Origin of the sequence: Bradyrhizobium sp. 62B, assembly GCF_030272265.2 — a bacterium.
In the GTDB taxonomy this organism is placed as follows: Bacteria; Pseudomonadota; Alphaproteobacteria; order Rhizobiales; family Xanthobacteraceae; genus Bradyrhizobium.
The window spans coordinates 667,818-694,207 of record NZ_CP092842.1 but is presented as its reverse complement, the minus strand read 5'-3'; the positions used below and the strand labels follow the sequence as shown (position 1 = coordinate 694,207).

The 26,390-nt window shown below is 58.9% G+C and carries 18 protein-coding genes and 4 pseudogenes; 14 read left to right on the top strand and 8 right to left on the bottom strand.

The window, feature by feature from the left end; translation table 11 throughout:
• Positions 1-7: 7 nt before the first annotated feature.
• A complete protein-coding gene (locus tag ML401_RS38100; RefSeq protein WP_285812960.1) occupies positions 8-454 on the top strand; it encodes a hypothetical protein in 447 nt (148 codons plus the stop codon).
• 130 nt (positions 455-584) lie between these two features.
• Positions 585-740 carry a DUF2934 domain-containing protein gene (locus ML401_RS38095; protein ID WP_285813399.1) on the top strand — a complete coding sequence of 52 codons (156 nt, stop codon included), beginning with the start codon at positions 585-587 and terminating at the stop codon, positions 738-740.
• 60 nt (positions 741-800) lie between these two features.
• Here ML401_RS38095 and ML401_RS38090 read toward each other — a convergent pair.
• Positions 801-1,853: pseudogene (locus ML401_RS38090) on the bottom strand (methyl-accepting chemotaxis protein); the annotation flags it as partial.
• Positions 1,854-2,166: 313 nt separating this feature from the next.
• Between ML401_RS38090 and ML401_RS38085 the strand changes: the two are divergent.
• From ML401_RS38085 to ML401_RS38075, 3 genes and pseudogenes are all read left to right on the top strand, one after another.
• A pseudogene (locus tag ML401_RS38085) lies at positions 2,167-3,319 on the top strand (IS3 family transposase).
• A gap of 491 nt (positions 3,320-3,810) precedes the next feature.
• A complete protein-coding gene (locus ML401_RS38080) occupies positions 3,811-4,914 on the top strand; it encodes an Ldh family oxidoreductase (protein WP_285812959.1) in 1,104 nt (367 codons plus the stop codon).
• 577 nt (positions 4,915-5,491) lie between these two features.
• Positions 5,492-6,253, top strand: a complete 762-nt coding sequence (locus ML401_RS38075; RefSeq protein ID WP_285812958.1) for a CmcI family methyltransferase — start codon at positions 5,492-5,494, stop codon at positions 6,251-6,253.
• A 533-nt stretch (positions 6,254-6,786) separates the two neighbouring features.
• On the opposite strand, the pseudogene ML401_RS38070 reads toward ML401_RS38075, so the two are convergent.
• Positions 6,787-7,784: pseudogene (locus ML401_RS38070) on the bottom strand (IS3 family transposase).
• A gap of 1,246 nt (positions 7,785-9,030) precedes the next feature.
• On the opposite strand from ML401_RS38070, the gene ML401_RS38065 reads away from it, so the two are divergent.
• The 6 genes from ML401_RS38065 (at position 9,031) to ML401_RS38040 (ending at position 16,239) form a co-directional block, all read left to right on the top strand.
• The gene (locus tag ML401_RS38065) at positions 9,031-9,936 is read left to right on the top strand and encodes a TauD/TfdA family dioxygenase (protein WP_285812957.1); all 906 of its coding nucleotides are present in this window, start codon (positions 9,031-9,033) and stop codon (positions 9,934-9,936) included.
• Between the two features lie 343 nt (positions 9,937-10,279).
• Positions 10,280-10,513 carry a transposase gene (locus ML401_RS38060; RefSeq protein ID WP_285812956.1) on the top strand — a complete coding sequence of 78 codons (234 nt, stop codon included), beginning with the start codon at positions 10,280-10,282 and terminating at the stop codon, positions 10,511-10,513.
• Positions 10,514-11,190: 677 nt separating this feature from the next.
• Positions 11,191-12,087 (top strand): 3-keto-5-aminohexanoate cleavage protein, encoded by an 897-nt coding sequence (locus ML401_RS38055; RefSeq protein WP_285812955.1) that lies wholly within the window; start codon positions 11,191-11,193, stop codon positions 12,085-12,087.
• 144 nt (positions 12,088-12,231) lie between these two features.
• Positions 12,232-13,017 (top strand): SDR family NAD(P)-dependent oxidoreductase, encoded by a 786-nt coding sequence (locus ML401_RS38050; RefSeq protein WP_285812954.1) that lies wholly within the window; start codon positions 12,232-12,234, stop codon positions 13,015-13,017.
• Positions 13,018-13,124: 107 nt separating this feature from the next.
• Entirely contained in the window at positions 13,125-14,777 is a 1,653-nt protein-coding gene (locus tag ML401_RS38045; protein WP_285812953.1) for a class I adenylate-forming enzyme family protein, read from the top strand.
• Positions 14,778-15,006: 229 nt separating this feature from the next.
• A complete protein-coding gene (locus tag ML401_RS38040; RefSeq protein WP_285812952.1) occupies positions 15,007-16,239 on the top strand; it encodes an aminotransferase class I/II-fold pyridoxal phosphate-dependent enzyme in 1,233 nt (410 codons plus the stop codon).
• Between the two features lie 925 nt (positions 16,240-17,164).
• Here ML401_RS38040 and ccrA read toward each other — a convergent pair.
• From ccrA to ML401_RS38020, 4 genes and pseudogenes are all read right to left on the bottom strand, one after another.
• On the bottom strand, positions 17,165-18,463 hold the full coding sequence (gene ccrA / locus ML401_RS38035; protein ID WP_285812951.1) for a crotonyl-CoA carboxylase/reductase: 1,299 nt from the start codon (positions 18,461-18,463) through the stop codon (positions 17,165-17,167).
• Positions 18,464-19,261: 798 nt separating this feature from the next.
• Positions 19,262-19,606, bottom strand: a complete 345-nt coding sequence (locus tag ML401_RS38030) for a hypothetical protein (protein ID WP_285812950.1) — start codon at positions 19,604-19,606, stop codon at positions 19,262-19,264.
• Positions 19,606-19,752, bottom strand: a pseudogene (locus ML401_RS38025) (IS5/IS1182 family transposase); the annotation flags it as partial. The pseudogene ML401_RS38025 and the gene ML401_RS38030, both read right to left, overlap by 1 nt.
• 81 nt (positions 19,753-19,833) lie before the next feature.
• Complete coding sequence (locus ML401_RS38020; protein ID WP_285812918.1) at positions 19,834-21,495, bottom strand: IS66 family transposase; 1,662 nt, start codon at positions 21,493-21,495, stop codon at positions 19,834-19,836.
• A gap of 512 nt (positions 21,496-22,007) precedes the next feature.
• On the opposite strand from ML401_RS38020, the gene ML401_RS38015 reads away from it, so the two are divergent.
• Positions 22,008-24,074: a recombinase family protein gene (locus ML401_RS38015; protein WP_285812919.1), complete on the top strand. Its 2,067-nt coding sequence runs from the start codon at positions 22,008-22,010 to the stop codon at positions 24,072-24,074.
• Positions 24,075-24,079: 5 nt separating this feature from the next.
• Here ML401_RS38015 and tnpB read toward each other — a convergent pair whose 3' ends face one another.
• Positions 24,080-24,385 carry an IS66 family insertion sequence element accessory protein TnpB gene (gene tnpB, locus ML401_RS38010; RefSeq protein ID WP_285812949.1) on the bottom strand — a complete coding sequence of 102 codons (306 nt, stop codon included), beginning with the start codon at positions 24,383-24,385 and terminating at the stop codon, positions 24,080-24,082.
• Positions 24,385-24,804, bottom strand: coding sequence for a transposase (locus tag ML401_RS38005; RefSeq protein WP_285812948.1), 420 nt, complete (start codon positions 24,802-24,804; stop codon positions 24,385-24,387). The genes tnpB and ML401_RS38005 overlap by 1 nt, the downstream gene beginning before the upstream one ends.
• Positions 24,805-25,470: 666 nt before the next feature.
• Between ML401_RS38005 and ML401_RS38000 the strand changes: the two genes are divergently transcribed.
• Positions 25,471-25,581, top strand: coding sequence for an ATP-binding cassette domain-containing protein (locus ML401_RS38000; RefSeq protein WP_285812947.1), 111 nt, complete (start codon positions 25,471-25,473; stop codon positions 25,579-25,581).
• 20 nt (positions 25,582-25,601) lie between these two features.
• Positions 25,602-25,997, top strand: a complete 396-nt coding sequence (locus tag ML401_RS37995) for a hypothetical protein (RefSeq protein WP_285812946.1) — start codon at positions 25,602-25,604, stop codon at positions 25,995-25,997.
• The last annotated feature ends 393 nt before the right edge of the window (positions 25,998-26,390 follow it).

The window sequence follows — 26,390 nt, the reverse complement described above, 5'->3', positions numbered from 1 at the left end:
CGCTGAGGTGAATTTACAGGTTACAGTCCTGAAGATCCTGGTGAGCTACCCGGACGGGTTCGCGCCAATGGCTGAGCTTAGGCGCGATATGGCCATTCTGGCGACGAGCGGTCGGGACTGGGCCGAGCGCACCAGGAGATTGGCCGCTCGTGTGCCCAACCTCGACATCTTCTCGCAGAAGCTCATTGGACGGATCAACGGAGGCTGGCGCATCACTGACAAGGGCCGCACCATCCTTGAGGTGATGGAAGCAAGGCCGGTTCGTGCCGAGGAGCGTATCAACATCAACGAATCCAGTCTCGGCGCGAACGTAGCTGCGAAGGCGAGGGCGCCTGCCAACGAGCAAGTGGGCGCGCCGCCGGCGCCTATAGCTTCAACCCGAATGGACCGGCGGTCTCCAAGACACCGGCAACGGCCCCGCGCCCCCAGATCTGGGCGCATGATACGGTCGTGAAAGCTAAATTTAGGGGCGTGCAGGACGGGGGCGAGATTTTGCCACGCCTTGGGTGCTCTGACACTGCCGCATACCCCAAAAGCCCTAACTGCGGGACCGTGCCCCGCAGAGCTCGCCATGACATTCCCGACTGAAGAGCAGATCAGGAACAAGGCCTTACGAGCTCTGGGACCGAGCCGGCCGGCCGGAGGGACGCGAACTCGAATTCTGGCATCAGGCCGAACGCGAACTGCAGGGGCGGGCAGAGCGCGGCGCGCCGCAAAAAGGCTCGCCGGACCCGACTTAGTTATCGCCCGTCAGCCGGCGTCGATAGTTTCACGCAGTGATATTTTGTGAATGCGCGCTCGGCGGCGCGAACCGTATTCAGAAATCTCTCGACCTCAAGCTTCAGGCGGCTGCTGTCAGCGGACAGCGATTTGGCTGCAGACAAAACCTGGGCGGAGGCAGAGCCTGTCTCTGCCGCCCCGTGCTGGACGTCCGTGATGCTAGTGGAGACCTGGCTCGTCCCGCGCGCCGCCTGCTGGACGTTGCGTGAGATCTCTTGAGTAGCGGCTCCTTGCTCCTCCACGGCGGATGCGATGGGCGAAGGATATCTCCGAAAGCTTTTTGCCGCTAATTTCCCTGATGGCGTTTACCGACACGTCTGTTGCAGACTGAATGCCGGTAATCTGCTGGCCGATCTCCCCGGTCGCTTTTGCGGTCTGTTCAGCAAGGGCCTTCACCTCCGAGGCGACGACGGCAAAGCCGCGTCCAGCTTCGCCGGCGCGCGCCGCTTCGATGGTGGCTTTCAGCGCCAGCAAATTGGTCTGCCCTGCAATCGTGTTGATGAGCTCGACCACGTCGCCTATGCGCGCGGCCGCCGTGGACAGCTCGCTGACCCGATCGGTGGTCGATCGCGCCTGGCCAACCGCCTCGAGTGCCATCCGTGCGGAATCTTGAACCTGCCGGCTGATCTCGTTCACGGACGCTGCAAGCTCCTCGGTTGCGGATGCAACGGAGCTGACATTCGTCGAGGCTTCCTCAGAGGCAGAAGTGACGGTCCTTGCGTGCTGTGCAGCTGACGTCAAGGTGGCTGCAGAAGCCTTAAGCTCGGTCGAAGCAGACGATACCGTCTCCACGATCTCGCCGACTGCCGCCTGGAAACCATCGGCGAGCCTTCGCTTCTCGTCCTTGCGCTCTTGTGCAGCCAAAAGATCTCTCTTCGATTTGGCTTCGGCCCCTTCTTTTGCCTTTTCCGCGAGCATCAGCTTGACCGCATCGACCGCACGCGCTGTATCCCCGATCTCGTCCTTCCTGCCGAGCGCGTTCATCTCGACATTCTCTCCGCGGGCCATCCGCTGGAGCCGATCGACCAAGGCGCCCTCATCGGCCGCGCAATGCCGAAGACGCCGATTCCAGGCACAAGGCCGATTGCAGCAATGCTCGTTCCCAGCGCCACGATCATGACGGCGCGGATTTCTGAGCTCGCCTCGGCATGTTGTTTATCGGCTTTGGCTTTCGAAAACGCGACCATGGAATCTACGAGCTTGATCTGGCTGGCCACGGCCTCCTGAAGTACGCCGTTGCACTCGCTGCGCATCCGCTGTGCGGCTTTCGGGTTGTCCTCTGGAGTCGTCGTAGTGGAGGCAAACTCGATGGCGGGCATGCAGTGACCTGCCCCTGCGTATTTCCTCCAGATGGAGTTAGAGTCCGGCCCCAAGAAGGACGGACAGATGAAGCGAGCAAGGTTCACGGAAGAGCAGATTATCGCAGTGTTGAAGGAGCATGGGACTGGAGCAAAGACGGCCGACCTGGCTCGCAAGCACGGGGTCTCGGAAGCAACGATCTACAATTGGAAGGCCACATTCGGCGGCACGGACGTTTCAGAGGCGAAGCGGCTGAGGGCGCTGGAGGACGAGAACGCGAAGCTGAAGAAGCTTCTAGCCGAGCAGATGCTCGGTGCAGCCGCACTCGCGAACTCCTTTCAATGGTAGCGTCCGCCGCGAAGCGCGCTGTGGTCGCGCATCTGCAGGCCGTTATGAGCCTGTCGGGGCGGGCCTGCTCGATCGTGGATGCGGATCGGAAGATGATCCGCTACCGCTCCAGCCGTCCTCCGGACGCGACTCTCCGTGGCCGGCTGCGTGACCTTGCCAACGAGCGCCGGCGTTTCGGCTACCGCCGGCTGTTCGTGCTGCTGCGGCGGGAGGCCGAGCCATCAGGGATCAACCGGATCTATCGGCTCTATCGGGAAGAAGGGCTCACCGTCCGCAAGCGGCGGGCTCGCCGCAAGGCCGTGGGGACCCGTGCCCCGATCCTAGTCGAGGCGACGCCCAACGGGTGCTGGTCGCTGGATTTCGTCCACGACCAATTCTCCAACGGTCGGCGCTTCCGCATCCTCGACATCGTCGACGACGTCACCAAGGAATGTCTGAGCGCCATTCGGGATACGTCGATCTCAGGACGACGCGTCGCTCGCGAACTGACAGCCGTCGTCGAACGACGCGGCAAGCCAGGAATAATCGTGTCCGACCACGGCACCGAGTTCACCTGCAATGCCATGCCCGCCTGGTGCAGGGACGCAGCCATCGACTGGCACTTCATTGCACCGGGAAAGCCGATGCGGAACGGCTTCGTTGAGAGTTTCAACGGCCGGATGCGTGACGAGCTGCTCAACGAGACTCTCTTCTTCGATCTCGACGACGATCGTCAATTGGGTTGCCGACTACAATCTTCAGCGGCCTCACTCGTCGCTGAAATACATGACCCCCGCGACTTATGCCGCCCACCTCACCGCAACGGACGACCGGCTACGCAACCCCGACCAGCTCCGCCGCTCGTCCGTTGCTACAACCGCGCCACTTGGCGTACAAAAACCCGAGGCTCTAACCGCGGCCGGATGACAGTTCGGTGGCAGGTCAAAGCCTTGCAACATCGAGATACTGCTACACCGAAGTCGGCCAGTATCGTCACGGCCATTGTCAAGTCCCGAACAGAGAAGAAGGAGTCGATTCATGAGCCGGCTCCAAAACGTGCCCGCGGACCGGTCTTGGTTGGCCGCTGGTCGATCCTTGTATGCACTCCATCCACCGCTGCCAAAAAATAGACATCAACTAAATCGGCTCCTGGTGCAGAGCGGTAGGTTGCCGGTCCGCTTTACAGATCTTCGCGGGCTTATCTAGATCTTCGTCATCTGAAACGCGCGTGTTGACTTTGCGATGCAAGTCCGGCTCCGAAACTTCTGGTGGAACAATCGCTTCCCTACAAGTTAGTTTGGGTCTAGTTGGTGAACGTGACGGATGATAACGGCAAGCAATTTGCATCGGGTGCTGCATCAGCCAGGGTCGTTCAAAGGTTGGGCCTGGATTGAGGAGGTCTCCATGTGTGCAACCGAGAACCCAGTAGTCGGCCAGCTGCAAAAGGAGCGGCGCTTTTCACTAGTAAATGCGGATCGTCTCACCCACATCTGCGCGACACTACTGCAAGCTGCCGGTGCCTCGGAGGAGGAGGCGCAAGCTGTCGCCGCAGGCTGCGTGAATGCCAACCTGACCGGCCATGACTCCCATGGAGTTATCGCCATCCCAACTTATATTGACTGGATCAAAACGGGAAAGATCGTTCCGGGCGCGAACTGGACCATAGTAAACGAATCCTCCACTACGGCCGTCATCGACGGACAGTGGGGCTTTGGCTTTCATGTCAACGCTAAAGCTATGGCGTTGGCCATTGAGAAGGCAAAGACCGCCAATGTCGCGGCCTGCACGGTGTTCCGGCAGAGCCATGTCGGACGACTTGCCGCCTACCCCTTGATGGCTGCACGTGCGGGTATGATCGGGCTCGCAGCCGCTAATTCCGGCGGCTCACCTAAGTATGTCGCACCGTTCGGCGGACGCGAGGCGCGGCTCGGCACGAATCCGATCTCGATTGCGGTTCCTTCCGCTCTTGACGCTCCGTTTTTGCTCGACATGGCGACCTCGGCAGTAGCCGTCGGAAAGATCCAACTGGCGATCGCTCGCGGAGAGGAAATCCCCGAGGGCTGGATCGTCGATGCCCAGGGACGGCCCACCACCGATCCCTGCGACTACCGCAAAGGCGGTTCGCTGCTGCCGCTCGGTGGCAGCGAGGGCTACAAAGGCACGGGGCTTGCCGCCATGGCGGAGGTACTATGCGGGCTTCTATCCGGCGCTGGTTTCGGGGGCGAGCCAAGCGGCGACTACACTAATGGTTGCTTCATGGCGGTCTTCAATGTGGCAGCGTTTCGCTCAGTTGATCAATTCAAGAAAGATGTCGCGGAGTTCGCTCAATACCTGAAATCGACCTTACCGTCTGAGGGCTCATCCGGTGTATTCCACCCCGGAGAAATCGGGCATATACGCGAACAAGAACGAGCGGCAAAGGGGATCGAAATCGAGGACGCGACCTGGGAGACACTTCGCGCGCTTGCGCGTGGTTACGGACTTGCCAGCGAACTTGATCTCACCTGAGCGGGTGACGCGGCAAATAGCGATGGCGGGACTTTTACAGACTCAAAACTGCAGGAAGCTGCGCAGGAGAGCATCCGCACTGAGCCAAGGAGCTCGCCATACAGTTGCACTGCCGAGCCAAATATTGCCTCCTTCCACTCCAGATATTGCCTCCTTCCACTGATGGCAACGCCAAATGGAACGCGATCATCACGGAAGCTGGTCTTCTCTAGCTCGGCGGCGGCCTTGGTCCAGCTGAATGCCCGCGCAATCCGCTTGCGGATGCGCTGGCCGACGGCATAGCGGCTGCCGTGTCATCGACGCCGCAGACCGTCTCGCCAGACTACAACGTCTCTTCCACAAGGCAAACCGTCTCGTCGTAACTCCATCGCCGCCGGCGCTCGGCGGCCAACACATTAACCTGAATTCGCCACATGAACTTAAACCTAGACATTAGGCCAAACTCTCCGGCCTGCTCTCAGACTACGCAAGGCCGCCCGCGCCGGAGGAATACCAACTTTCGAATGGCACACGGATTGCTGAACGCAAAGATGCCCCGCCAAACTGGCGACACGCTTCACAGCACGGAGAGAGACCCATGAGAATCACTTCCGGATACAAGGCGTTTTGGGAGACCGTCCGCAAGAATTACCCGGATCAAGGGAGGCAAGGAGGACCTCTCGATATGGAAATCGCATTTAACTGTGTCTTGAACGATGACTGTTCTGACCGCTTCGCGAAGCCATCGGCACGAGGATGGATGTCTTCTATATACCCCAAAACTTTTGACAAGCGTTCCACGAAAGTTGGCGCTCTGGCTCTGACATACAAAGGGTTAATACAGCTCAAGACCCCATTTGATCTGGCTCTGTATACAAGACTTGTGTGGGAACTTCAGCCCAGGGCGATTCTAGAACTGGGTACTCTCCAAGGTGGCAGCGCGTTGTGGTTTGCTAATCAGATGACGGCACTTTGTGAAACGCCGGGTGAAGTTCATTCCTTTGATTTGCATACCAAATGCATTCACGAAGATGCAAAGCATCCACTTCTTACCTTTCATCAAGTTGACCTTTCAGACGTCACCACGTTCAATGAAACTCTGCTGAAGACGCTACCTCATCCTTGGCTTGTGATCGACGATGCACACGTGGAAGTCTTTGCGATGTTTTCATATCTGAACCGCTTCTTAGTGCCAGGAGATTATTACGTGATTGAAGATAACCCTATGAAGGCAGACAAAGAGATTATGGAAGGGTTGCAGCTAGTCGAGCAATTAGGATTCTTAATCGATACCTATTACACCGACGCGTTTGGGATGAATGTTACCTGTGCTCCCAATGCATGGCTTCGAAAGTCGTAAGCCAGGGTCGGTGGGCGAGCCGCTTAGCATATCGTCGCCTTCATACGCGCGTGGGTGGGAGCGGCTGTGTCCTGCGCCGCACATGTCGTGCGCGTTCAATGACGTGTATCTTCCCGTTGAATTCTCATATGCTGGCCTCGAGCTGATCGAAAGTCTAGATGGCCTAGATCAGTACAGCAAGATCCTTCGCACGCGCGCTCTCAAAAAGAGCCTAGGGAAGGGGCTTTGCGGCGGCCATCGGCAATTCGCCGATACGTCTGAGCGACAAGATGATGCCCGACGGGCGCTTGAGAAGGGGCCCAGACTCCGAAATCTCGGCGCTGACCGCTGTGATCATTCTTGTGTGCTTGTCGTCTTGACCTGCTTGGCCAAGGATCCGGCAGACGATGGAAATGAGCGGCAACTCCAGGAAACCACGCGAGCCGACCTATAGTAGTGAGAGCCCAGAATCGTTCTCGCCGCCCGACCACCCGCGACCAGCCTTGCTTCTAGATCGACATCACTTGCGTAAGGTGTGACCGTGCCCCCAAGTTCTATCCAATCCTGAGTTCGCCCTGGCGGTCGGGTTTGCCCGATTGGGCAGTGAGAGCGACGGGAGCTGGCGCGGAGCTTTCCGCATAGCGCAGCGCCAGATCCCGACGCGGATGACAGGCGAAGGCGTACTCGGAGGGGGTCTTCCATCCGAGCTGCGAGTGTGGTCGTGCATCGTTGTAATCGGTCCGCCAGCTTCCGAGTGCGACGCGAGCCTGGGCCAATGACGTGAACAGCGTCTCGTTCAACAGTTCACCCCGCAGCCGGCCGTTAAAACTCTCGATGAAGGCATTCTGCATGGGTTTACCTAGTGCGATGTAGCGCCATGCGACCCGGCTCTGATCCGCCCATATCAGGACGGCGTTACTGGTGAGCTCGCTGCCATTGTCGCTGACCACCATTTTCGGCTTGCCGCGCTCGATCATCAGCCGGTCCAGTTCCCGCGCCACGCGGATGCCGGAGAGCGAGGTATCGGCCACAAGCGCCAGGCACTCGCGGGTGCAATCGTCGACCACGGTGAGGACGCGGAAGCGGCGGCCGCAGGTCAGCTGATCCGACACGAAGTCGAGCGACCAGCGGTCGTTCGGAGCCATCGGCGCCATCATCGGCGCCCTAGTCCCGATGGCGCGCTTGCGGCCGCCACGGCGGCGCACTGCAACCTTCTCTTCCCGGTAAAGCCGGAATAGCTTCTTGTGGTTGACCCTATAGCCCTCCCGCTTGAGCAGGACATGCACGCGCCGATAGCCGAAGCGGCGGCGCTCATGAGCGATCGCCTTCATACGCTGGCGAAGGCCGCCATCGTTCGCCCGGATCGTCTTGTCCTCCAGCGCCTTCAATCGCTTGGCCCCCGACACCTCATACCGCCGAACTTCGCCTTCCATTTGTAGATGCTGGCGTCGCTGACGCCGTGCTTGCGGCACAGGTCGGCGACCGAAACGCCGGCCTCGTGCTCCTTCAAAATCCCGATGATCTGCTCTTCCGAAAAGCCGCTGCGCTTCATGTTCTGGTCCTTGTCGTGGGCCAGAACGAACTTCAAGCTGGATTATGTCCAAGGGGCAAGGTCAGGTGCGCCAGAATGGTCGCGTCTAGATCTGGTGACTGTTGCGGTGCTGGTCAAACAGTGGCGGCCAACGCGAGCTTCTCGGCATGGACATCGGCTCTTCCAATACGGAGACCTTCTATAACCGCGACTGCTATTCCGAACATCAACAGCATGCGTACCCTGAACGCATGGAGCGGCCCTCATCGTGAACCACCGCGAGAGGTCGCTGTAAACAAGGCAGGCGCGACCCTTTCCGTGTGCGCGCCAGTCACAACTTTCTCTGCGTGGCGTAGCTGAGCAGAGAGAAATTGTTTAGCTAGCAGCATGGAATGAAGCTGCGCGTTGTCCGGGTTTCTACATCGCTGTGCTCAACGGTCTGGCCTGCCAAAACACTCTTGTAAGGTCTGTCGCCCTCAAGCCGTGCTTAAAACACTAGCCCGAAGATGACGCGAAGTGCGGCGACCTCAGGGCCGACGCGCTCAACATCAGCGCGCTTAACGGCTTCCGCAGTGCGGTGCAGTGAATGAACGCCGGTACTGTGACGAACTCGGCCCGCAAAAAGCGGCCGCGGGACCGCGGCTCCGGCTCGCAGAGTTCCTGGTGCCGGCGTCGGATTTCAGAAGCTGCTCATCGTGTGCTCCTTCCACTACACCACTGCGCTTATGTGTTGGCCATAGTCGACAGGTGCTTCGGGCGGCGTCTGTCTGGTTTTGATTTGAACAAAACGTCGCCTGCTCCTCGGTCTCCAGTATGGCCGTAATTCCGGCCAGTCCGGCGCCCATCCATGAAGACCCGGCGGAGGCATTACGACCGGACCACTGCTTTGACCATAGTGTCCTTTCCCGCACGAAGTTGTCGAAGGTCCGACTGCAACATGCGCAACGTGCGAAAAAGTGGTTTCGGCGTCGACGCTTCTCCATAAGGGTTTGACTATACTGTATTTGCCGTCCCGTCCAACTAAATGCTCGCGTCGCCTGCCCGCAGTTCCAGGGTGCCCTCGTGCAGCGAGGGCCTTGGGGTTGACCGCGTCTCAATGGCGCACAACGTATCCAGAATATCTCGAAACAGATGGCTGCCGCTGTCGGGTCCAGGATGAGCTGCTCAAGCGAATGGCTTAGGTTCGAATGTTCGACAGGCACGGCGCTTGCTACAACTCACGCAAGAGAGACGATGTATGACGAGCACTCCTAACTTGGAGAATACCATGACGAGCGAAACTGCCATGATCAATAGTGTTATTCCGCCTGCCGACTTCGTCAAACGTGCTGCGCGACTCGGCGCCGAAATTCGGAACGTGAGGCTGTCAGGTGATTTGCCGGACCAGATGATCGCCGCGATCAACAGCGCACTGCTCGAGCACAAGGTCATCTTTTTCCGCGACCAAGGTCATCTGGACGACGCCGAGCAGGAGCGTTTTGCTCTTCGCTTTGGAAACCTTGTGCCGCATCCGACGATCGGAGCTACCAAGGGCACGGCATCGATCCTTGAGCTCGATTCCGCCTTCGCAGGTAGCCGTGTCGACCTTTGGCACAGCGATGGGACCTTTGTCGAGGCCTATCCCAAGATTACAGTACTGCGAGCTGTCGTGATCCCACCATTCGGCGGCGATACCATTTGGTCAAACACGGCCGCGGCTTATCTTCACCTCCCGTCGCCGCTGCAACAGCTTGCCGACAATCTCTGGGCCGTTCACACCAACAACGTCCGCGTTAGAGCGAGCGCTAGCGAGGCCGATAACAAGTATTTCGACGAGATCTTCACTAGAACGATCTATGAGACCGAACATCCCGTCGTACGCGTCCACCCCGAGACCGGCGAGCGCGCCCTGGTGCTCGGCTATTACGCGCAGCGTTTTGTTGGCATCCCGAAGTATGACGGGCATAAGTTGTTCGATCTTTTCCAGTCTCATATCACCGCGCCCGAAAACACCGTGCGCTGGAATTGGAAAGAAGGCGATCTTGCCATTTGGGACAATCGCGCCACGCAGCACTATGCGGTCAATGATTACGGTAGTCTGCATCGCGTCGTTCGTCGCGCTACCGTCAACGGCGACGTGCCTGTCAGCGTCGATGGCAGGTTGAGCGTAGGGCGCCTGAAGGCCATCAAGTAGCCGCCCGCGCGCCTTCGCAAAATAGACGGAGAACCAGCCGATTACCACGCTCTGGCCTTGCGCGCCTAACAGATGAGATTCCCGTGTTGGCGGCAAGGTCGCAGCTATCGAGCAGCCTGGAACGCTTCGTCGCGCGACTGGCGTTCGGCGGCCGTGCGCCAAAGCGCGTCGACTACCAACATGGTCCCGCTGGCCGGTATGGGACCTGGAAGCGGATTGACTCTCGCGATTTACCGATTATCCCTATCGCTCTGGCGAGGCCCCCCTTGCGCGGTATGACGAAGGATGAAGACGCTGGGCGTATGACTGATGATACGCCTATGTCGAAGGCCTGCCGAAAGAAGTGGTCTCGACGAGCGCTCGACGCCGGTGGACATTGGAAGAAAAGCAGCGGCTCGTCGCCGAGAGTTCTAGTGGGCCACGATTGGTATCGGTGACGGCGCGGCGCACCGGGTTGTCTACGAGCCAATTGTTCACATGGCGCCGTTTGGCGCGCGATGGCCGGCTGAGCGGGGATGTCGTGCCGGCTCTTGTTCCCAGCGAGATCACACCTGCGCCGGCACCGGAATCGCTTTGATGGCGGCTGTCGCGTGCGCGTTGACCGGGACGTAGACACCGAGTCCCTGCAGCGGGTTCTCGAGCTTTTGAGACGGCGATGATCCCAATCCCGAGCGGCGTCAGGGTCTGGATCGCCAATGGCCACACCGACATGCGTCGCGGCACACAAAGCCTGGCTCTCTAGGTTCAGGAGAGGTTGAAGCGCCATCCTCATGCCGGCGATCTCTACACTTCCGGGGCCGCCGCGGCGACCTGGTCAAGAGTCTAGGCCTGTGTCACCACAGGGTATGACGCATGTGCAGGAGTCTTCTGCAAGTGCGGTGCTGCGGCCCACGCTCGGACGGATCATCTGACAACCGAGACGGCCAGGAAACCGCGGAGCTTTTTGGGCGACGCTTCTTCCTATCTGGGTAGCCTGCGCAGCAAGCATCGACGTCAACGACGCATCCAGTTTTGTCATTACCTCCACGTCGCATTAGCTACATGATGTCGGACCCTGGCGCACGAAGAAACGATCTCTTTTGCACGGGCTATAGTAGGCCCGCGATCGGCACGCGAATTGCTGAAGTCGGAATGCGGCCGCCAAAGCCTTTGCACCGCTTTCGCAGTTCATCCAGCAGCCGGGAGGCAGTTGCTGTTTGTTCCATGCTTACAAGTTCACTCAAAGACGGTCTCCGAAGCCAAGGAAACGGTTTAATGATCTCGGAAGTTTTCATCACCTGCGCAGTAACGGGATCTGGGAGTTCGGTCAAGCGTAGCCCCTACGTGCCAGTGACTCCGCACCACATTGCACAGTCCGCAATTGAGGCCGCGCGCGCGGGCGCAGCGGTGGTGCATATACACGTAAGGGATCCTATAACGGGGCATGGCTCGCGCGAACTAGCGTTATATCGGACCGTGGTGCAAAGCATTCGGAAATCGGACGTTCATCCGATCATCAACTTGACCGCCGGCATGGGTGGCGATCTCGTGCTAGGTGATGCGGACTCTCCTTTGCCGCTGAACCTGACGCGTTCAGATATGGCTGGCGCACGCGAGCGGCTCACGCATGTCGAAGAGCTGCACCCAGACATTTGTACGCTGGATTGCGGTTCGATGAACTGGGGCGCCGGGAGCCAATATGTGATGGTCAACACTGCAGGGACGCTCCGCGCGATGGCCTCACGCGTAAAAGAACTGGGCGTTCGCCCTGAGCTCGAGGTGTTCGATACGGGTCAACTGGTCCTAGTGCGCGATTTAATCGATGAAGGGCTAATTGATAGCCCGGCGTTGATCCAACTCTGCATGGGAATCCGCTACGGTGCGCCAGATGACCTGACCACCTTAATGGCGCTGGTGCATCGCCTACCGCCACGCGCCGTTTACTCGACCTTCTCGATTGGACGGATGCAATTTCCCTATGTAGCGTTGGCACCATTGATTGGCGCGAACGTCCGGGTCGGATTGGAAGACAACCTTTACCTCTCCCGTGGGCGGCTAGCGACCAACGCCGAGCTCGTGCACCATGCGGTGCAGATCCTCGAGAGGATCGGGGTGCGCGTCATGTCCTCGGACGAGGTCCGCCAGAAACTGGAGCTCAGGAGTCAGTCGTGAGACGTCGCGCTTACCCGGATCATCGTCAACCAACGATTCGAACCTGGAAGTGACCATATCCGGCTCCTCACAATTTCAATTGATTCTGCTTCTTTGAGTCGACGCGACTACCTTCCGTCAACTGCACATGCATAGGAGAGGAATATGTGGAAGAACAACTTATGCGCCGTGGTGACGGGCTCAGCGTCGGGACTCGGAGCAGCCATCGCGCACCTTTTGGCGAAGGATAGGGCGAATATCGTGATTAATTATTCAAAAAGTCAGAACGAGGCCGAAGCAACCGCTAACGCGTGCCTTGACGCCGGCGCGGCCAACGTCGCGGTAGTGCAGGGCGACGTATCATACGATGAGGATTGCCGGAAAATCGTCGCGGCTGCTGCGCCCTGGGGACGGATCGATGTACTTGTCAACAACGCCGGAACAACGAAACATGTATCGCACGACGATCTCGACGGACTGTCGTCCGACGATTTTCAGCGCATTTATGCCGTCAATGCTATCGGGCCTTACCAGATGATACGTGCCGCTCGCTCGCTACTTGAAACGAGCACTAAGATATGGAGACGGCCCTCTGCCGTGGTGAATGTATCCTCTGTTGCCGGCATTAACGGTGATGGCTCCTCAGTTGCCTACTCAGCGAGCAAAGGCGCTTTGAATGCAATGACCCCCTCGCTGGCGCGTGCGTTGGCGCCTGCAATTCGCGTCAATACAGTTTGCCCCGGCTACATCGACACTCCTTGGTACATCAAGGGGCGCGGCGAGCTAAAGGCGCGCCAGGTGCGCGATGCCGTTGCGGCCCGCGCACCGCTCAAAATTGCATCAAGCGCCGAGGATGTTGCGCAGCTCGTCTGCTTCCTCGCCAGCCCCCTATCAAGCAACATGACTGGAGAATGCGTACGCGCGGACGCGGGCTTGCATTTGCTTTTGTGAGAACGTGCTGCGCCACGCGCCGCAAGGGAATCTTGTTACAAGGCGGCTTCAGCTCGTCCTAGAGAGGTCATAGATGATCTCTCGCTCAAGTCCGAGGTTTACGATACATGATTTGCAGGAACATCCCACAAACTCAGAAGGACGCACGCATTTCAAATGTCTTGCGCAATATTGACGCACTGGAGTCCGCCTACGAGACGATCACCATCGGTGAGCTCGTTTCGCTCCGAGCGAGGACTCACGGGTCAATAACCGCAATCGACGTCTTCGATCGCGGCGAACGTGCAACCTACGCGGAGATGGATAGAGCATCCAACAGATATGCAAATGCGCTGCTTGCATTCGGATTACGAAAGGGTGACCGCGTTGGCGTGATGCTATCAAATCGCATAGAATTTCCTATTCTCTGGTTCGCTCTTGCAAAAGTCGGTGCCGTGATGGTCCCGATCAATGTGCGCTATACGCCGCGCGAGATCGAGTATGTTCTCACTGATACAGGTGCGAAATATGCCGTTGTTGACAGACCCTCATGGTCCGCATTTTCGAGGATGCAGCCCTGGCCGCGATCTCTCAGCAAGCAACGAGTAGTTCTTGTTGACCAGCGTTCCGACGGAGTTGCGATGACACTCAATGAGCTGCTCAAAGGCATCGACGACTGTCCCACGCATCAGGATGTTCGCCCAGACGACCTTCTGAGCATTCAATTTACTTCTGGAACAACTGGGTTCCCGAAGGGATGCATGCTGACTCACGACTATTGGGGCGTGAGCTCATACCAGTGGGCCTGTTGGGATGGCCAGTCGTATCGTAGACATCTATCTGCGCAACCGTTCTTTTACATTGATCCGCAGTGGCATCTTCTGAGCTCTTATCGACAGGGGGGTACTCTCTACTTGGCTCCTCATGTGAGCTCCACGCGCTTCCTAGGGTGGGTTAAGCAGTACCGGATCGAATGGTGCCAGTTTCCGGAGCTCGTCGCACGGCGCGCCGAGGTGGATGACGAAGACGGGACGACAAGCCTTAAGCAGACCATCAACTGGGGCTGGAGTCCGAATTCGATCGGTAGATTTCGGAAGCGCTTTCGGGTTGCCACGCAGGATGCTTATGGGATGACGGAAATCGGCTTTGGGACGAGAATGCCGAACGAACTCGACGACCTCGCCGAGCCGGGGTCGGTCGGCATTCGGGCGCCATTTCGGGTCCTCCGATTAATGAACGGAAATGGCAGCCCCGCAATGGTGGGGGAGGTCGGCGAGCTGTGGGTGAGCGGGCGCGGACTTTTCAGAGGTTATTGGAATAAACCTGACGCGAATGCTTCCCTATTTGATGGCGAATGGTTCAAAACCGGCGATTTGATGCGCCGCGACAAACTCGGACTCTATTGGCTGGTAGGGCGCACAAAAGACATGATCCGCCGCTCGGGCGAGAACATCGCTGCACGAGAGGTCGAGGCAATCATCCGCGAGTTACCTGAGATTGCGGATGTGGCGGCCGTACCCGTTCCAGATCTAGAGCGTGGTGAGGAGGTCAAGATTTGCGTGGAGCTTAATGTCGGCGTCACTCCAGACGATCTGGCAGTCGATCGGATCCTTAAGCATGCCCGTTCCAGCCTTGCCCCGTTCAAGGTGCCTCGTTACATCACCTTTATTCCAGCGCTTCCTAGGACCACCTCGAGCAATAAGGTGATTAAACGTGAGCTGATGAGCGCAAGCGATCCACTTGCGGGAGCCTACGATGCGATCGCGAAACGTTGGCGCTGACGCGGATCTTGCAGCTCATAGCGTGCTCGCGGACTGGTCTTCCGACAGCTCGCGCGACATCTTCGAATCGTCTCAACACTATGAACCGCCGAAGCGGGCTGGCTCGATCGACTGGGATGCCGATGAACAGTGTTTAGAGCGGCTTCGGCCCTATGCGATGCGTGCGCGGCGGAACAATGTATCTCGTGTTCACGAACACACCGAATGACAATGCTAACAGAGTTTGCGGATGGCGACCTGGACTGAGTACCTTGGCAATCCCGCCTACGTGATCGAGCACGGCGGAGCGCCTTTCGATGCAACTCGGATGAGCGGCTCTTTGACTGGCGATGCGGGCGCTGCCACCGAAGCCTGCATTGCTGGGCCCGGAAGTCTCCGTAACCGTCGTCGCCATGCAATCGATTTTGCGCGATGCTCCTACCTTGGATTGGACAGGCATCCGCTCACCATCGCGACCGCAATTGAGGCAATTGAGGCGCAGCGCGCCTCCGGCCGCGCTCGCATTGACGTCGACCTTATGGGAGAGCTTGAAGAAACCCTGTCTACGCTTTTTTGCGCGCGGGTGCTCGTCACTTCTAGCGCAATGCTTGCGAATATGGGAGCCATGCCCATCCTAGCCGCGGGACAATTAACAGGAGGACGGAAGCCCGTCGTCGCCTTCGACAGCCTTGCCCACGTTTCGCTCGCCTATCACAAGCCGATGATAACTGATAGAACACAGGTAGAAACAATCGCGCACAACGATATGGATGCTCTCGAATCGTTGTGCCGTAAACATCCGTTGGTCGCTTATGTATGTGATGGCGTGTGCCCCTTCGCGGAGAATGCACCGATTGCTGCACTTCATCAGCTCCAAGAACGTTACGGGCTCTTTCTTTACATTGACGACGCGCACGGCATTTCTCTCTTCGGGACTCACGGTGAGGGTTTCGCTCGCTCTCAGATGCCGCAATTACTCGGGGAGCGAACGATTGTGGCAGCCTCTTTGGCGAAAGGGTTCGGCGCATCAGGCGGAATCTTGATGCTCGGCGAGGCTCGGCACGAAACGCTCTTCAAAATGCGCTCAATTCCACATGTTTTTTCCTCGACACCGGGTCCAGCAGCTATCGGCGCGGCGCTCGGATCGAGCAAGATCCACCGATCGGCGGAACTTGGTCAGCGACAGATGTATTTGGCGGATCGCCTGGCACTGTTCGACAGTTGCATCGCGACCGCGCAGCAAGGCAATTCACTCCCGCTCAGAATGGTTGCGATCAAATCGGAGGCGAATGCGCTCTCTGTCGCGAATGGAGTTCTCTTTGATGGATTTCTGGTAACCGCTCTCCCAGCGAAGAGGCAAGATGTGTCGGGTATTAGGATTTGCATTACTGCGGAACATGAGGCCAGCGACATAGCTCGGCTCTGCAAAAGCATCTTGGCAAACGTAGCGGAAACGACCCGAAAGCCCTATCCCTTAAGGTAAGTTACCAAGGGGACGCGTTCAGAACTCACCCACTCCTTCTGGATGGCAGCGACCTCGAGTGTTCCGCGGAATACTGCAACAAGCTGAAACACTTGCTTTTGCACAATGGGCTGTGCATGTCGCTTTAGGCCAAGCGGCTGGAGCGTCGCCGGCTTCTTGAGGCCATCTTCGCTAATGAGGGGTTTGAATCTGTAGCGCACTCATGCAACGATGAGGGTAGGTTCGTTGATCTCGCGCTCGATAGCGAACGGAACATCGAAGCGTACGAGGCATAGCCAGCGTGCGAGGACGTCGCGAAGCCAGCAACGCCCAGTTCTCGGCACCCTCGTCGTACCCAAGGAACGAGGACCTCGTGGCATTGAGCCCCGCACTGTACCTACGTCTACAGGTCAGGTCACAATGTAAATCCCTCAGCTGGGAGCCGTCAGCATGAACCTGTCCGGCGCAATCCCACAAGCACATCACTCGGACGGCATCCCCAGACATTCCGCGCAACCTTCGCTCGTGCTCCAAGACACTCAATCGTAACAGCGGCAGCATCCGGCGATCCGGTGGGCGGACAGCCGCCGGCAGCGGCGTTTCCAACGCCAAGCCACAAGAGCTATTGAATCCGTATCAACCACCTCCGGTCGATTCAGCATACTGATCGTATGGCTGTCCATACATACAGTTCTCAATTATCGGGCCAGCCCCAAGGCATCTATCCTTGGAGGCTTACCTGTATCCGCAGACGGTCCAACAGGTTGCAGCCTGTCCTGAGGTTAGCAAGACGAGCTGCCAGGCGGGCCGGAGCAAAGACGATCGCTGTGCAATCGCCCGGCATTGTCGCGCGTCTGCCGTTCGAGGTCGTGACCGACCTCCTCCCAAACCTGCCCCTCCCTGATAGGAGAACTGAGCGCCTGGACAACTCTTTCCGCAAAGTGCGTTAAGGCAATGCAGCCGCAGATTTGGCAATTTCCTCTAGATTTCGTAGTCCGACTCGCGGCGCATTGATGAGAACAGCCATGTTCCCGGGCCTGTGCTTATTCTTCCACATCTTCGTATGCGCTCGCGCAATGTTTTCCCACGGCAGGACCTCACTCATACTCGGGTCGATACGGCCATCGAGCACAAAACTGTTTGCCGCATTCGCCTGCTTCAGATTCGCGAAGTGGGATCCTTGAATTCGCTTTTGACGCATCCAGATGTAGCGGGCATCGAAGGTAAGGTTGAAACCTGTCGTGCTCCCGCAAAAGACCACCATACCGCCGCGCTTCACGACAATCGTGGAGACGGGAAATGTTTGTTCACCGGGATGTTCGAACACGAGATCGATATCGCGCTTCCCAGTAACATCCCAGATTGCCCTTCCAAACCGCCGCACCTCCTTGAGCCACGATCCATATTCAGATGAATTTACGGGCGGCATAGCGCCCCAACAGTTAAACTCAGTACGGTCTACAACACCCTTTGCACCAAGCGATCTTACATAGTCGGCCTTAGTACGATCGGAAACAACTCCGATTGCATTCGCACCACACGCTGAGGCAAGCTGCACTGCAGACACCCCGAGCCCGCCTGAAGCACCCCAAACCAGCACGTAGTCGCCAGCCTTTAGGATGTGCGGTGGGTGTCCGAACAACATCCGGTAAGCAGTTGCAAGCGTTAGTGTGTAGCAACAGGCCTGCTCCCAGGTTAGATGCGCTGGCTTCATCATTAATTGCCGTGACTGCACGCGGCAGAACTGGCCGTAAGAGCCATCCGGCGTCTCGTATCCCCAGATCCTCTGGGAAGGTGAGAGAAGCGGTTCGCCACCATTGCAATCCTCATCATCCCCGTCATCCTGATTGCAGTGAATGACCACTTCGTCCCCAACCTTCCACCGGCGCACCTTTGCTCCTACCGCCCAAACCACTCCCGCCGCATCCGATCCGGCCACGTGATAGGAGCATCGGTGCAGATCAAAGGGGGAGATCGGCGAACCCAGCGCCGCCCAAATTCCATTATAGTTGATACCTGCAGCGGCAACCATTACCAATACTTCATCCTCGGCGATCCCCCAAGTCGGCACCACTTCTACCAGCATCGAACTCTCTGGCGGCCCATGGCGCTCGCGCCGTATGGTCCACGCGTACATACGTTCGGGAACATGCCTGAGCGGTGGAACTTCGCCGAGCTCGTACAGATCCTTCTTGCGGCAGGCCCCTCCTGATATATTGCGGTCCAACTTCAACTCCTCTGCCATGGTAGTGTGCGCAGGCAGAGTGCGTTCCGCCTCTGCACAGTCGTCTGCAGGTTTGCAGACTCTCCAAGCGACGCAGCAATTAACGTGCCGCGAGAGTGAGAGGAGCTAGGCGTCGAGCCAAACGCATGAGTGAGTGGCCACGACTGGCATAAAGAGGACCTTAGAGCTTCGCGAGGGATTGATGATAGAACTCCTCTTGAGGCTCCGCGAAGCTTCCGTTCGAGATGGGCAAAGCAATTGTTTAGTCAAATCGGTCTACCAAGATGCTAGCCGTGCAACGTTCAGTTAGTCCGACTTCACACCCCAATCGAATATGGTATGTCCATCTGGCAGTTACTCGCTGCACCGGATCGCCACAGTTGGCGCGGAGACGACGTGTTCAACACTTCGTCGACCACGAATCATCAAACAAGCTCCTTGCGGCTGAAACGATCCGTGGCCGCAACGAATTCTTGCCAGCGTCTCAAGCCGAGGACCCAGGGGCGGGGCCTTGTTGCCGTCTTGAGAGTTGGCACTATCGAGATGTGTCGATCTTCTCGCCTCTATCAGCCGCAACAACTCTTGAGGCTTGAACCGTGGCATCAGCACAAGCGCAACCGCAGCGGCGGCTGAGCCACATTCCAAATAGATTCGTCGCAGGGTGGATAAAGTCGGCCCTGGGAGTCGCGCGCGTGTGCCAGACCCATACAGTATGGCTCGCATTATCCTCCAACCCTATCGCCTGCACGCTGGTCGGTGGCCACGACGCACCCCTTTGCCAACCGGACGTTCCTGAGGTCTAGCAGGCTGTTGAAGAACTCAGCCGCGTTCGCAAACGAAGCCTGACTCCTCGCCATTGTGGATGTAGAAGTGGCCGACGAGCCTGCCTGCAGTGCCGATCATGACCCATCCGCGACCGCAGACGGGATCATTCTCGTCGTGCCCTTCCCACGAGAACTCCGCGCAGGCCGATCCGTAGCGGGTGCCGTAGCGCACGTCCAGGAAGCCCTTGAGAGCCCCAAAGGCGATTTCGCCATTGGATTTGCCCTGGAAGGTGAGATGCGCCTCTTCGACAAGATCGAGGAAGTCGCTGTCCCAGTTGTCCATTTCGACGATGCGCCAGCGGCCGACAAAGGCCTTGGCGAAGCCGGGCACCTTGGCCATCAGCCGGTCTCCGCTATCAGCTTGGGCAGCCGCACCAGATTGTAGGCGGTGGCAGCGAAGGTAAAGGCCCATGCGACGCGATCACGGCCACGGAAGCGGGTCTTCTCTTGCCCCGCGACCGTCTTGATCCAGCCGAAGGCCTCCTCGTGTGTACGCATACGACGAAGGCCGCCTGATTGACGCATGCGCGCGAGCACGGCGAGTTCTACGATGGCGTTGCGTGAAGGTCAGGCGGCTTGCTGATCGGCGGACTTGCCGGCTTGGTGCAGGAGCTTCCATTCCCAGGGCAGCAGTTCGCGCAGGCGCGAGGTGGGAAGATCGGCGATCCGGGCGAGGACGTCGGCGAGCCAAGCCTTGGGATCGACGTCGTTGAGGCGACAGGTCGTGATCATCGTCAGCATGATAGCGGCACGGTCGGCGCCACGTTGGCTGCCAGCGAAGGTCCAGTTGCGCCTTCCCAAGGCAATGCCTCTCAATGCACGCTCAGCGCAATTGTTGGTCAAGCAGATCCTGCCATCGTCGAGGAAGCGGACGAAGTCGTCCCAGCGCTTGAGCATGTAGTTCATGGGCTTCAGGACCTCGGCGGAGCGGGAGAGGCTTTCTCGCTCGCGGAGCAGCCAGGCGTGCATGTCGTCGAGCAGCGGCTTGCTCCGCTCCTGGCGCACAGCACGCCGCTCGTCGGCACCACGGCCGTTGATGGCGCGTTCGATCTCGAACAGGGCGTCAAGACGCCTGACCGCCTCCAGCGCGATCGGGGAGACCGGTTTGCCCTTGCCTTCCCGGGCGGCTTTCTCGATGTCAGCCAGCTCGAAGAATCCCCGCCGCGCATGGGCCAGGCAAAATGCCGGCGTGATCGGCATTGCTTTCCTTTTTGGATCGAACAACGGCTCGAAGCCGCCATAGCAATCCGCCTGCAGAATGCCGGCGAAGGCGGCCAGATGCCTCTGAGGATGTTCGCCCCGTCGGTTGCCCGAGGCATAATAGACCGCCGCCGGCGGCGCAGGCCCGGCGAACGGCCGGTCATCCCGCACATACGTCCAGATCCGGCCGGTCGTGCATTTGCCCTTCGCCAGGATCCGGATGGTGGTGTCGTCGCCATGAAGGCGCTCGGCCGCGAGCACATGACGCTCGATCAGCTGGAACAACGGCATGACGGCGAAGGTTCCGTGGCCGACCTGGTCGGCCAGCGTCGACAGCGGCAGGTCGATCCGCTCAGCCTTGAAGCGCACGCTCTGGCGATTGAGCGGGATATGCATGCCGAACTTGTCGAACAGCATTGTCGCCAGCAATTGCGGACCGATGAAGCCGCGCGGCGTGGCATGGAACGGTGCCGGCGGCTGGCTTATCTTCTCGCAATCACGGCAGGTGAACTTCTCGCGTACCGTCTCGATGACCTTAAAGCGACGCGGAATCTCCTCCAGCGTCTTGGTCACATCCTCGCCTAGCTTCGCAAGGCGCGATCCACCGCAGCAGGCGCAGGTCGTTGGAGCCTCGATAACGACGCGCTCACGTTCGATGTCGTCCGGCCACGGCTTGCGCACCGGCCGCTTACGCGTGAAGGCGCTCACGCTCTGGGTTTTTGCGGCGGCAGCCTGCGCAGCCAGCTCATTCTCGGTCGCCGTGGTGGCGAGTTCTTCGAGCTCCAATTCCAACTGCTCGAGTAGCCGCGCCGTGCGCTCGGAGCGCGGCCCGTGCAGTTCGCGTTTGAGCTTCTCGATCCGTAGCTCAAGATGAGCGATCAGCACCTCGCTGTCCGACAGCTCCGCCCGCGCGTTGGCGGCATCCGCGACTGCCACATCGCGTTCAGCCTGCAACGCCTCGCGCTCGGCCAGCAGCGCAAGGTAGGCGCTCGCGAGATCCGACGGAAGATCGTCCGGCTTCGATGTCATGAAGCCATTGAATCAGATCGAGCATCAGATTCAAACCCAAAACGATTATCCGACCCGCGTCGGGCGCTGGGTTTCTTGCGGATTGCGCCAATCGATCCCGGACAGCGAGGGCATCGGGAGATACCCATAAGAGTGACGATGACGTGGCCACCTCCGAAGAGGTGGAAGTCGTTGATCCGCGTCATCCGCTTTATGGCCGGCGCTATCGATTAATCTCGATCGGCAAGGAGACGACAACACGCGGAGCGTGCAAGGAGCTCTTTGCGCGTGTACATTACCGATTCGGTCTCACGCTTCTTCTGCCGCTCGGGGCGACGAATCTTGAGCGGAACGGCTTGCCGCGCGCCGCGCCAACCAAGCTGAGCCTCGACGCGCTGCAGGACTTAATCGCGTTGGCCGAAGAGAGCGGGGGCACATGCCCATCGAACCTCGAGAGGTCTGGCGCAGTCTGCCGGAAGCGCTCCGGCAGGCGATCGCAGAGGATCTCGGCCAAGTCCTGCGGGAGATGAGCGATGGGCTCGGAACTCGTCAAGCCGGATCACCTGGACCGCAAAGCAGTGGTGTATGTGCGGCAGTCGACGCCACACCAAGTGATCACCAATCAAGAAAGCCTAAAGCTTCAGTACGCCCTCTCGCAGCGTGCTCGCGAACTCGGATGGCACGAGGCGGACATCGATGTGATTGACAGCGATCTTGGGCAGAGCGGCGCTGGCGCAGCGCACCGGAAAGGCTTCAAGGACTTGGTCGCCCGCGTCACTCTTGGTGAGGTTGGCCTTATCCTATCGATGGACGTGACGCGCCTGGCGCGCAATTGTTCGGATTGGTACCCGCTACTTGATGTCTGCGGGCACCGTCATTGTTTGATCGCCGACCGGGATGGCGTTTATGATCCTGGGACACCCAATGGCCGCCTGCTGCTCGGCCTGAAAGGTACGATCTCAGAGCTGGAATTGCACACGATCAGAAGCCGGATGACCACTGGGCGTATGGCAAAAGCCGAACGCGGTGACTTGGTCGTGCAGTTGCCGGCGGGCCTTGTCCGCGACCCTTCAGGGGTGGTCACCAAGGATCCCAATCTCGAGGTGCAGGGGCGCCTGTCGCTGCTCTTCGAGACCTTCCTGAAAGTACGGACCGCCGCGCAAGCGATGCGGGCCTTTGTTGGCCGCGGCTTGGCACTGCCTCGCCTCGACCGCCATGGCGATCTGCGCTGGCAGCCTGCGACGGTGTCGGCCGTGACGGCGATCCTGAAGAATCCGGCCTATGCAGGCGCCTTTGTCTATGGAAGGACTTGGCAGAAGCCGTCCAAAATACCGGGAGAGCGTCCACAAAAGTCTCCGCGTCGTGGAACGGACTGGAGGATCGTGGTGAGGGAAAAGTACCCGGCCTATATCGACTGGGAAACCTTCGAGAAGATCCAGGCGATGCTGCGCGACAATCGTGCGGAATACCAGCACATCAAGAGCCGCGGAATCCCGCGCGACGGGGCAGCCCTGCTTCACGGCATCACCTATTGCGGCGAATGCGGACACAAGATGGCCGTGCGCTACAAGGGCGGCAGTCAATATGTCTGCAATCATCTGAAAATCCAGCGTGGCGCACCGGAATGTCAGAACCTGCGCGCCGCACCGATCGACGCACAGGTTGCGGCGGCATTCTTGGAAGCTGTGGCACCGGCGGAAATCGATGCGTTGTCCAAAGCGCGCAAGACCCATCTGCAGTCCGAAAGAGCCCTGCGGCACGCTGAAGAGCAGCAGGTTGAGAGGCTTCGCTATCAGGCAGCCCTCGCCGAGCGCCAGTTCAATCGCGCCGATCCCGATAACCGGCTCGTGACAGGCGAACTGGAACGACGGTGGGAAGCCGCTCTATCGGAGCTGCGCCGAGCCGAGGAGGCATTAGCCCAGCGCACGATGCACAAGTCCAATGAACCCTTGGGCGTTCCTCACGATCTGCGTGCCAAGGTAATCGCCCTTGGAAATCGTCTTCCGGCGCTATGGGACAACCCCGCAACCCGCAGGGACCACCGCAAGGCGCTCTTGCGCTGTCTGATCGAGAAGGTGGTGATGCGCCGCTGTGCTCGGGACAAGGCTGAGGTGCGCATTGTGTGGCGCGGCGGCGCGACCACTGAGCTTGTAGTCACCCTACCTGTGAATGCTGTGGCTGCGCTGCCGCGTCACAAGGAGATGATAGAACGCATATGCGCATTGGCGCGGGATGGCGCCTACGACGATGAGATCGCGCGCATTCTGACGCAGGAAGGACATCACTCGCCATGGGAGGCTGACAAAGTTCTGCCGATCACGGTCCGGCGCATTCGTCTCAAACACCGCCTCAAGGTGCGGCATCGAACACGGTGGTCAGCGGTGGCCGACCATTTGTCAGTAACCCAACTAGCACAACGCCTCAGGATACCCGTCAAATGGATTTATGTTCAGCTCAAGCGAGGGAGCATCCTGACCACCCGAGAGGCTTCGGGCCGCTTCCTCTTTCCTGACAACACAAACGCGTTGCAGGCCATTCGCAGCTTGAGAAATCATCGTATCGCGCAGATTGATCTGAGGGAGGATCACCGTGAAAAGTAGGGGCATCAACAACAGCCCTCAAGCATATAAGCCATCTGAGCCGCTGAGATCGATACCGCATCTCCCGACGTCGCAGGCCAGATAAACTTGCCGCGGTCCAAGCGTTTGGCATACAGCGACATGCCTAACCCGTCATGCCAAAGAATCTTGAGCAGATCACCGCGGCGGCCGCGGAAGATGTAGAGATCACCCGCATGCGGGTCACGCTTCAAACTCTCCTGGACCGCGAGCGCCAGGCTTTGCATGCCGCGGCGCATGTCTGTGTGACCGGTGGCAATCCAGACCCTGACGTTGCTTGGGATCGGAATCATCACCGCCTCAGAAGCTCGAGGACCCGCTGCAGTGCTTCAGTGTCCACGTCACGGTCAACGCGGACCCGACAGCCGCTAAGCTCGATCTCGATTATGCCTCCCTTCGCGCACTCTTTAGCCGGCGATGGCCTTGTCTGCGCGACAACGGCCGACGCCGGAGTTGGTGTCGAAGTGATCTCCACAGGAACAAGCAATGGCGCGGCATCCCCGCCCAGCCGACCCTCGCGCGCCAACCGTCGCCACGTGAACAACTGGCTCGTGGACAACCCGTTGCGCCGCGCCGTCGCCGACACCAACCGGGAACCATCATAACTCTCAGCAACGATCCGCTGCTTCTCGTCCACTGTCCAACGACGGCGCGCGCCAGTCGAAACTACTTCCAATCGGGAGACCTTCGAAATAGGCGTATGGTCAGTCATACGCCTATGTCTTCATCCTCCGTCCTCAGCGCGCAAGGCGGCCCTCGCCGGAGCGATACGACTAAGATGCAATCCGGAAGACAAGTATTGCAGTCGCGGGGATCGACTGGCTACGCACATTGGTGCTGATACTGCGTCAAATGGGATTTGACGAGAACGCCTCCACGTATGACTGCGGCGGCCCCTCTCGCAGGAGAACGCGCTGCTGGAGTATGACGCGGATTGAATGGCTGGGATTCTTGAGACTAGATACCATGGGTATGCATATCAAGTTAGTGTGCGCGCTAGTGCAACCCAGCGGCTCATGTTCGTGAGCTTTCAGAGACCCTGCCCCAAAAATGTCGTGATTCTCGAAAAGCGCCTGTTAACGAAATCAGCTGCAACGCGCCGTTCCGTGTGCGGACAACTCGGGGAACGTTCCTAGCGCAGGTTCGAGTGGGGCCGACCTATGCTGACGGAAGTCAGCTCATCGTAGACGTCGAGCGGCGCCAGCTTGATGGCGACATTCGAAATCGAGGTTGCCTCGGGTCGGAAGCGATCGCGCAGTGCGGGAGATCGGGTAACCGTCCGAGCATCGAGGTCGATGCGCGGCGTCAAGGCCGCGGAGAGGGCCACGTGTGTCAGCCGGATGCTTGAGCGCGTACATCTCAGGGCTTCGGCGACCGCATGCCGGCGCAATTGAGTACCGGACAGCAGCAGCGCGTTGCGCTTGCCTGGGCGCTGATCGACGATCCGCTGATCTTGCTCCTCGATGCGTCACTCGGAGCTCTCGACTGAACTCACCGCGAGCGATACAGGTGGAGGTCAAGAATCTTCACAGAGACTTCGCCAAGACTACTATTTTCATAAGACACGACCAGGATGAGGCGCTCACACTATCAGGCTGCATCGTTGTCATTCGCGACGGACGGATTGAACAAATAGATACGCCAGATGGACTCCACGACAAACCGGCCACGCGCTTCGTTGCAATTTTCTGGGCGAGCCAACTCCTCAAAGGTAACGCCTTCAACGTAGACCCCGACGCACCCGACACCGTTGTTATGCTCCGACCCGAGCGTGTATGCATCGCCGCTCCTGGTGGCTCGAAGCTCTCAGATGCGAACCAGCACCAGTTCGTCGAAGACAAAGTCGAGGACATGATTTTTGCTGGACCCTTGCGGAAATACCAGATGCGCGTCGGTAGAAATTAGTGGTAGTGCGTGAACATGTCGCCTCAGGGCAGTAGACATTCAGACGCTTGACGAGGTGCGTTTATGGCGCCAATCACCTTTACCGGCATTGTCGTCGCTGTCGCGACAAATGTCCCTGCTCTTTTCGGTTTTATTACCCTCGACCTCACTTGATGGCGCACGGCAAAGTCAGAGGCTGGGCGGGGTGTCTTTCATTGGCATTGGCAAGACCAGAAGGGGTGCGCTCTCCGAAAATTTTTCCATAGCAGCTTGGCGCCACCGTACTCCGGCCGCTCGCCGACCACACCGACATCGCCACGCCGATGTGGACGATATCAGCTTGGGTACCAGATCACCACGGGACCAGCAAAGCGGCGGCCTCGGGCGCATGTCCGCGCTAGATGCTGGATACGA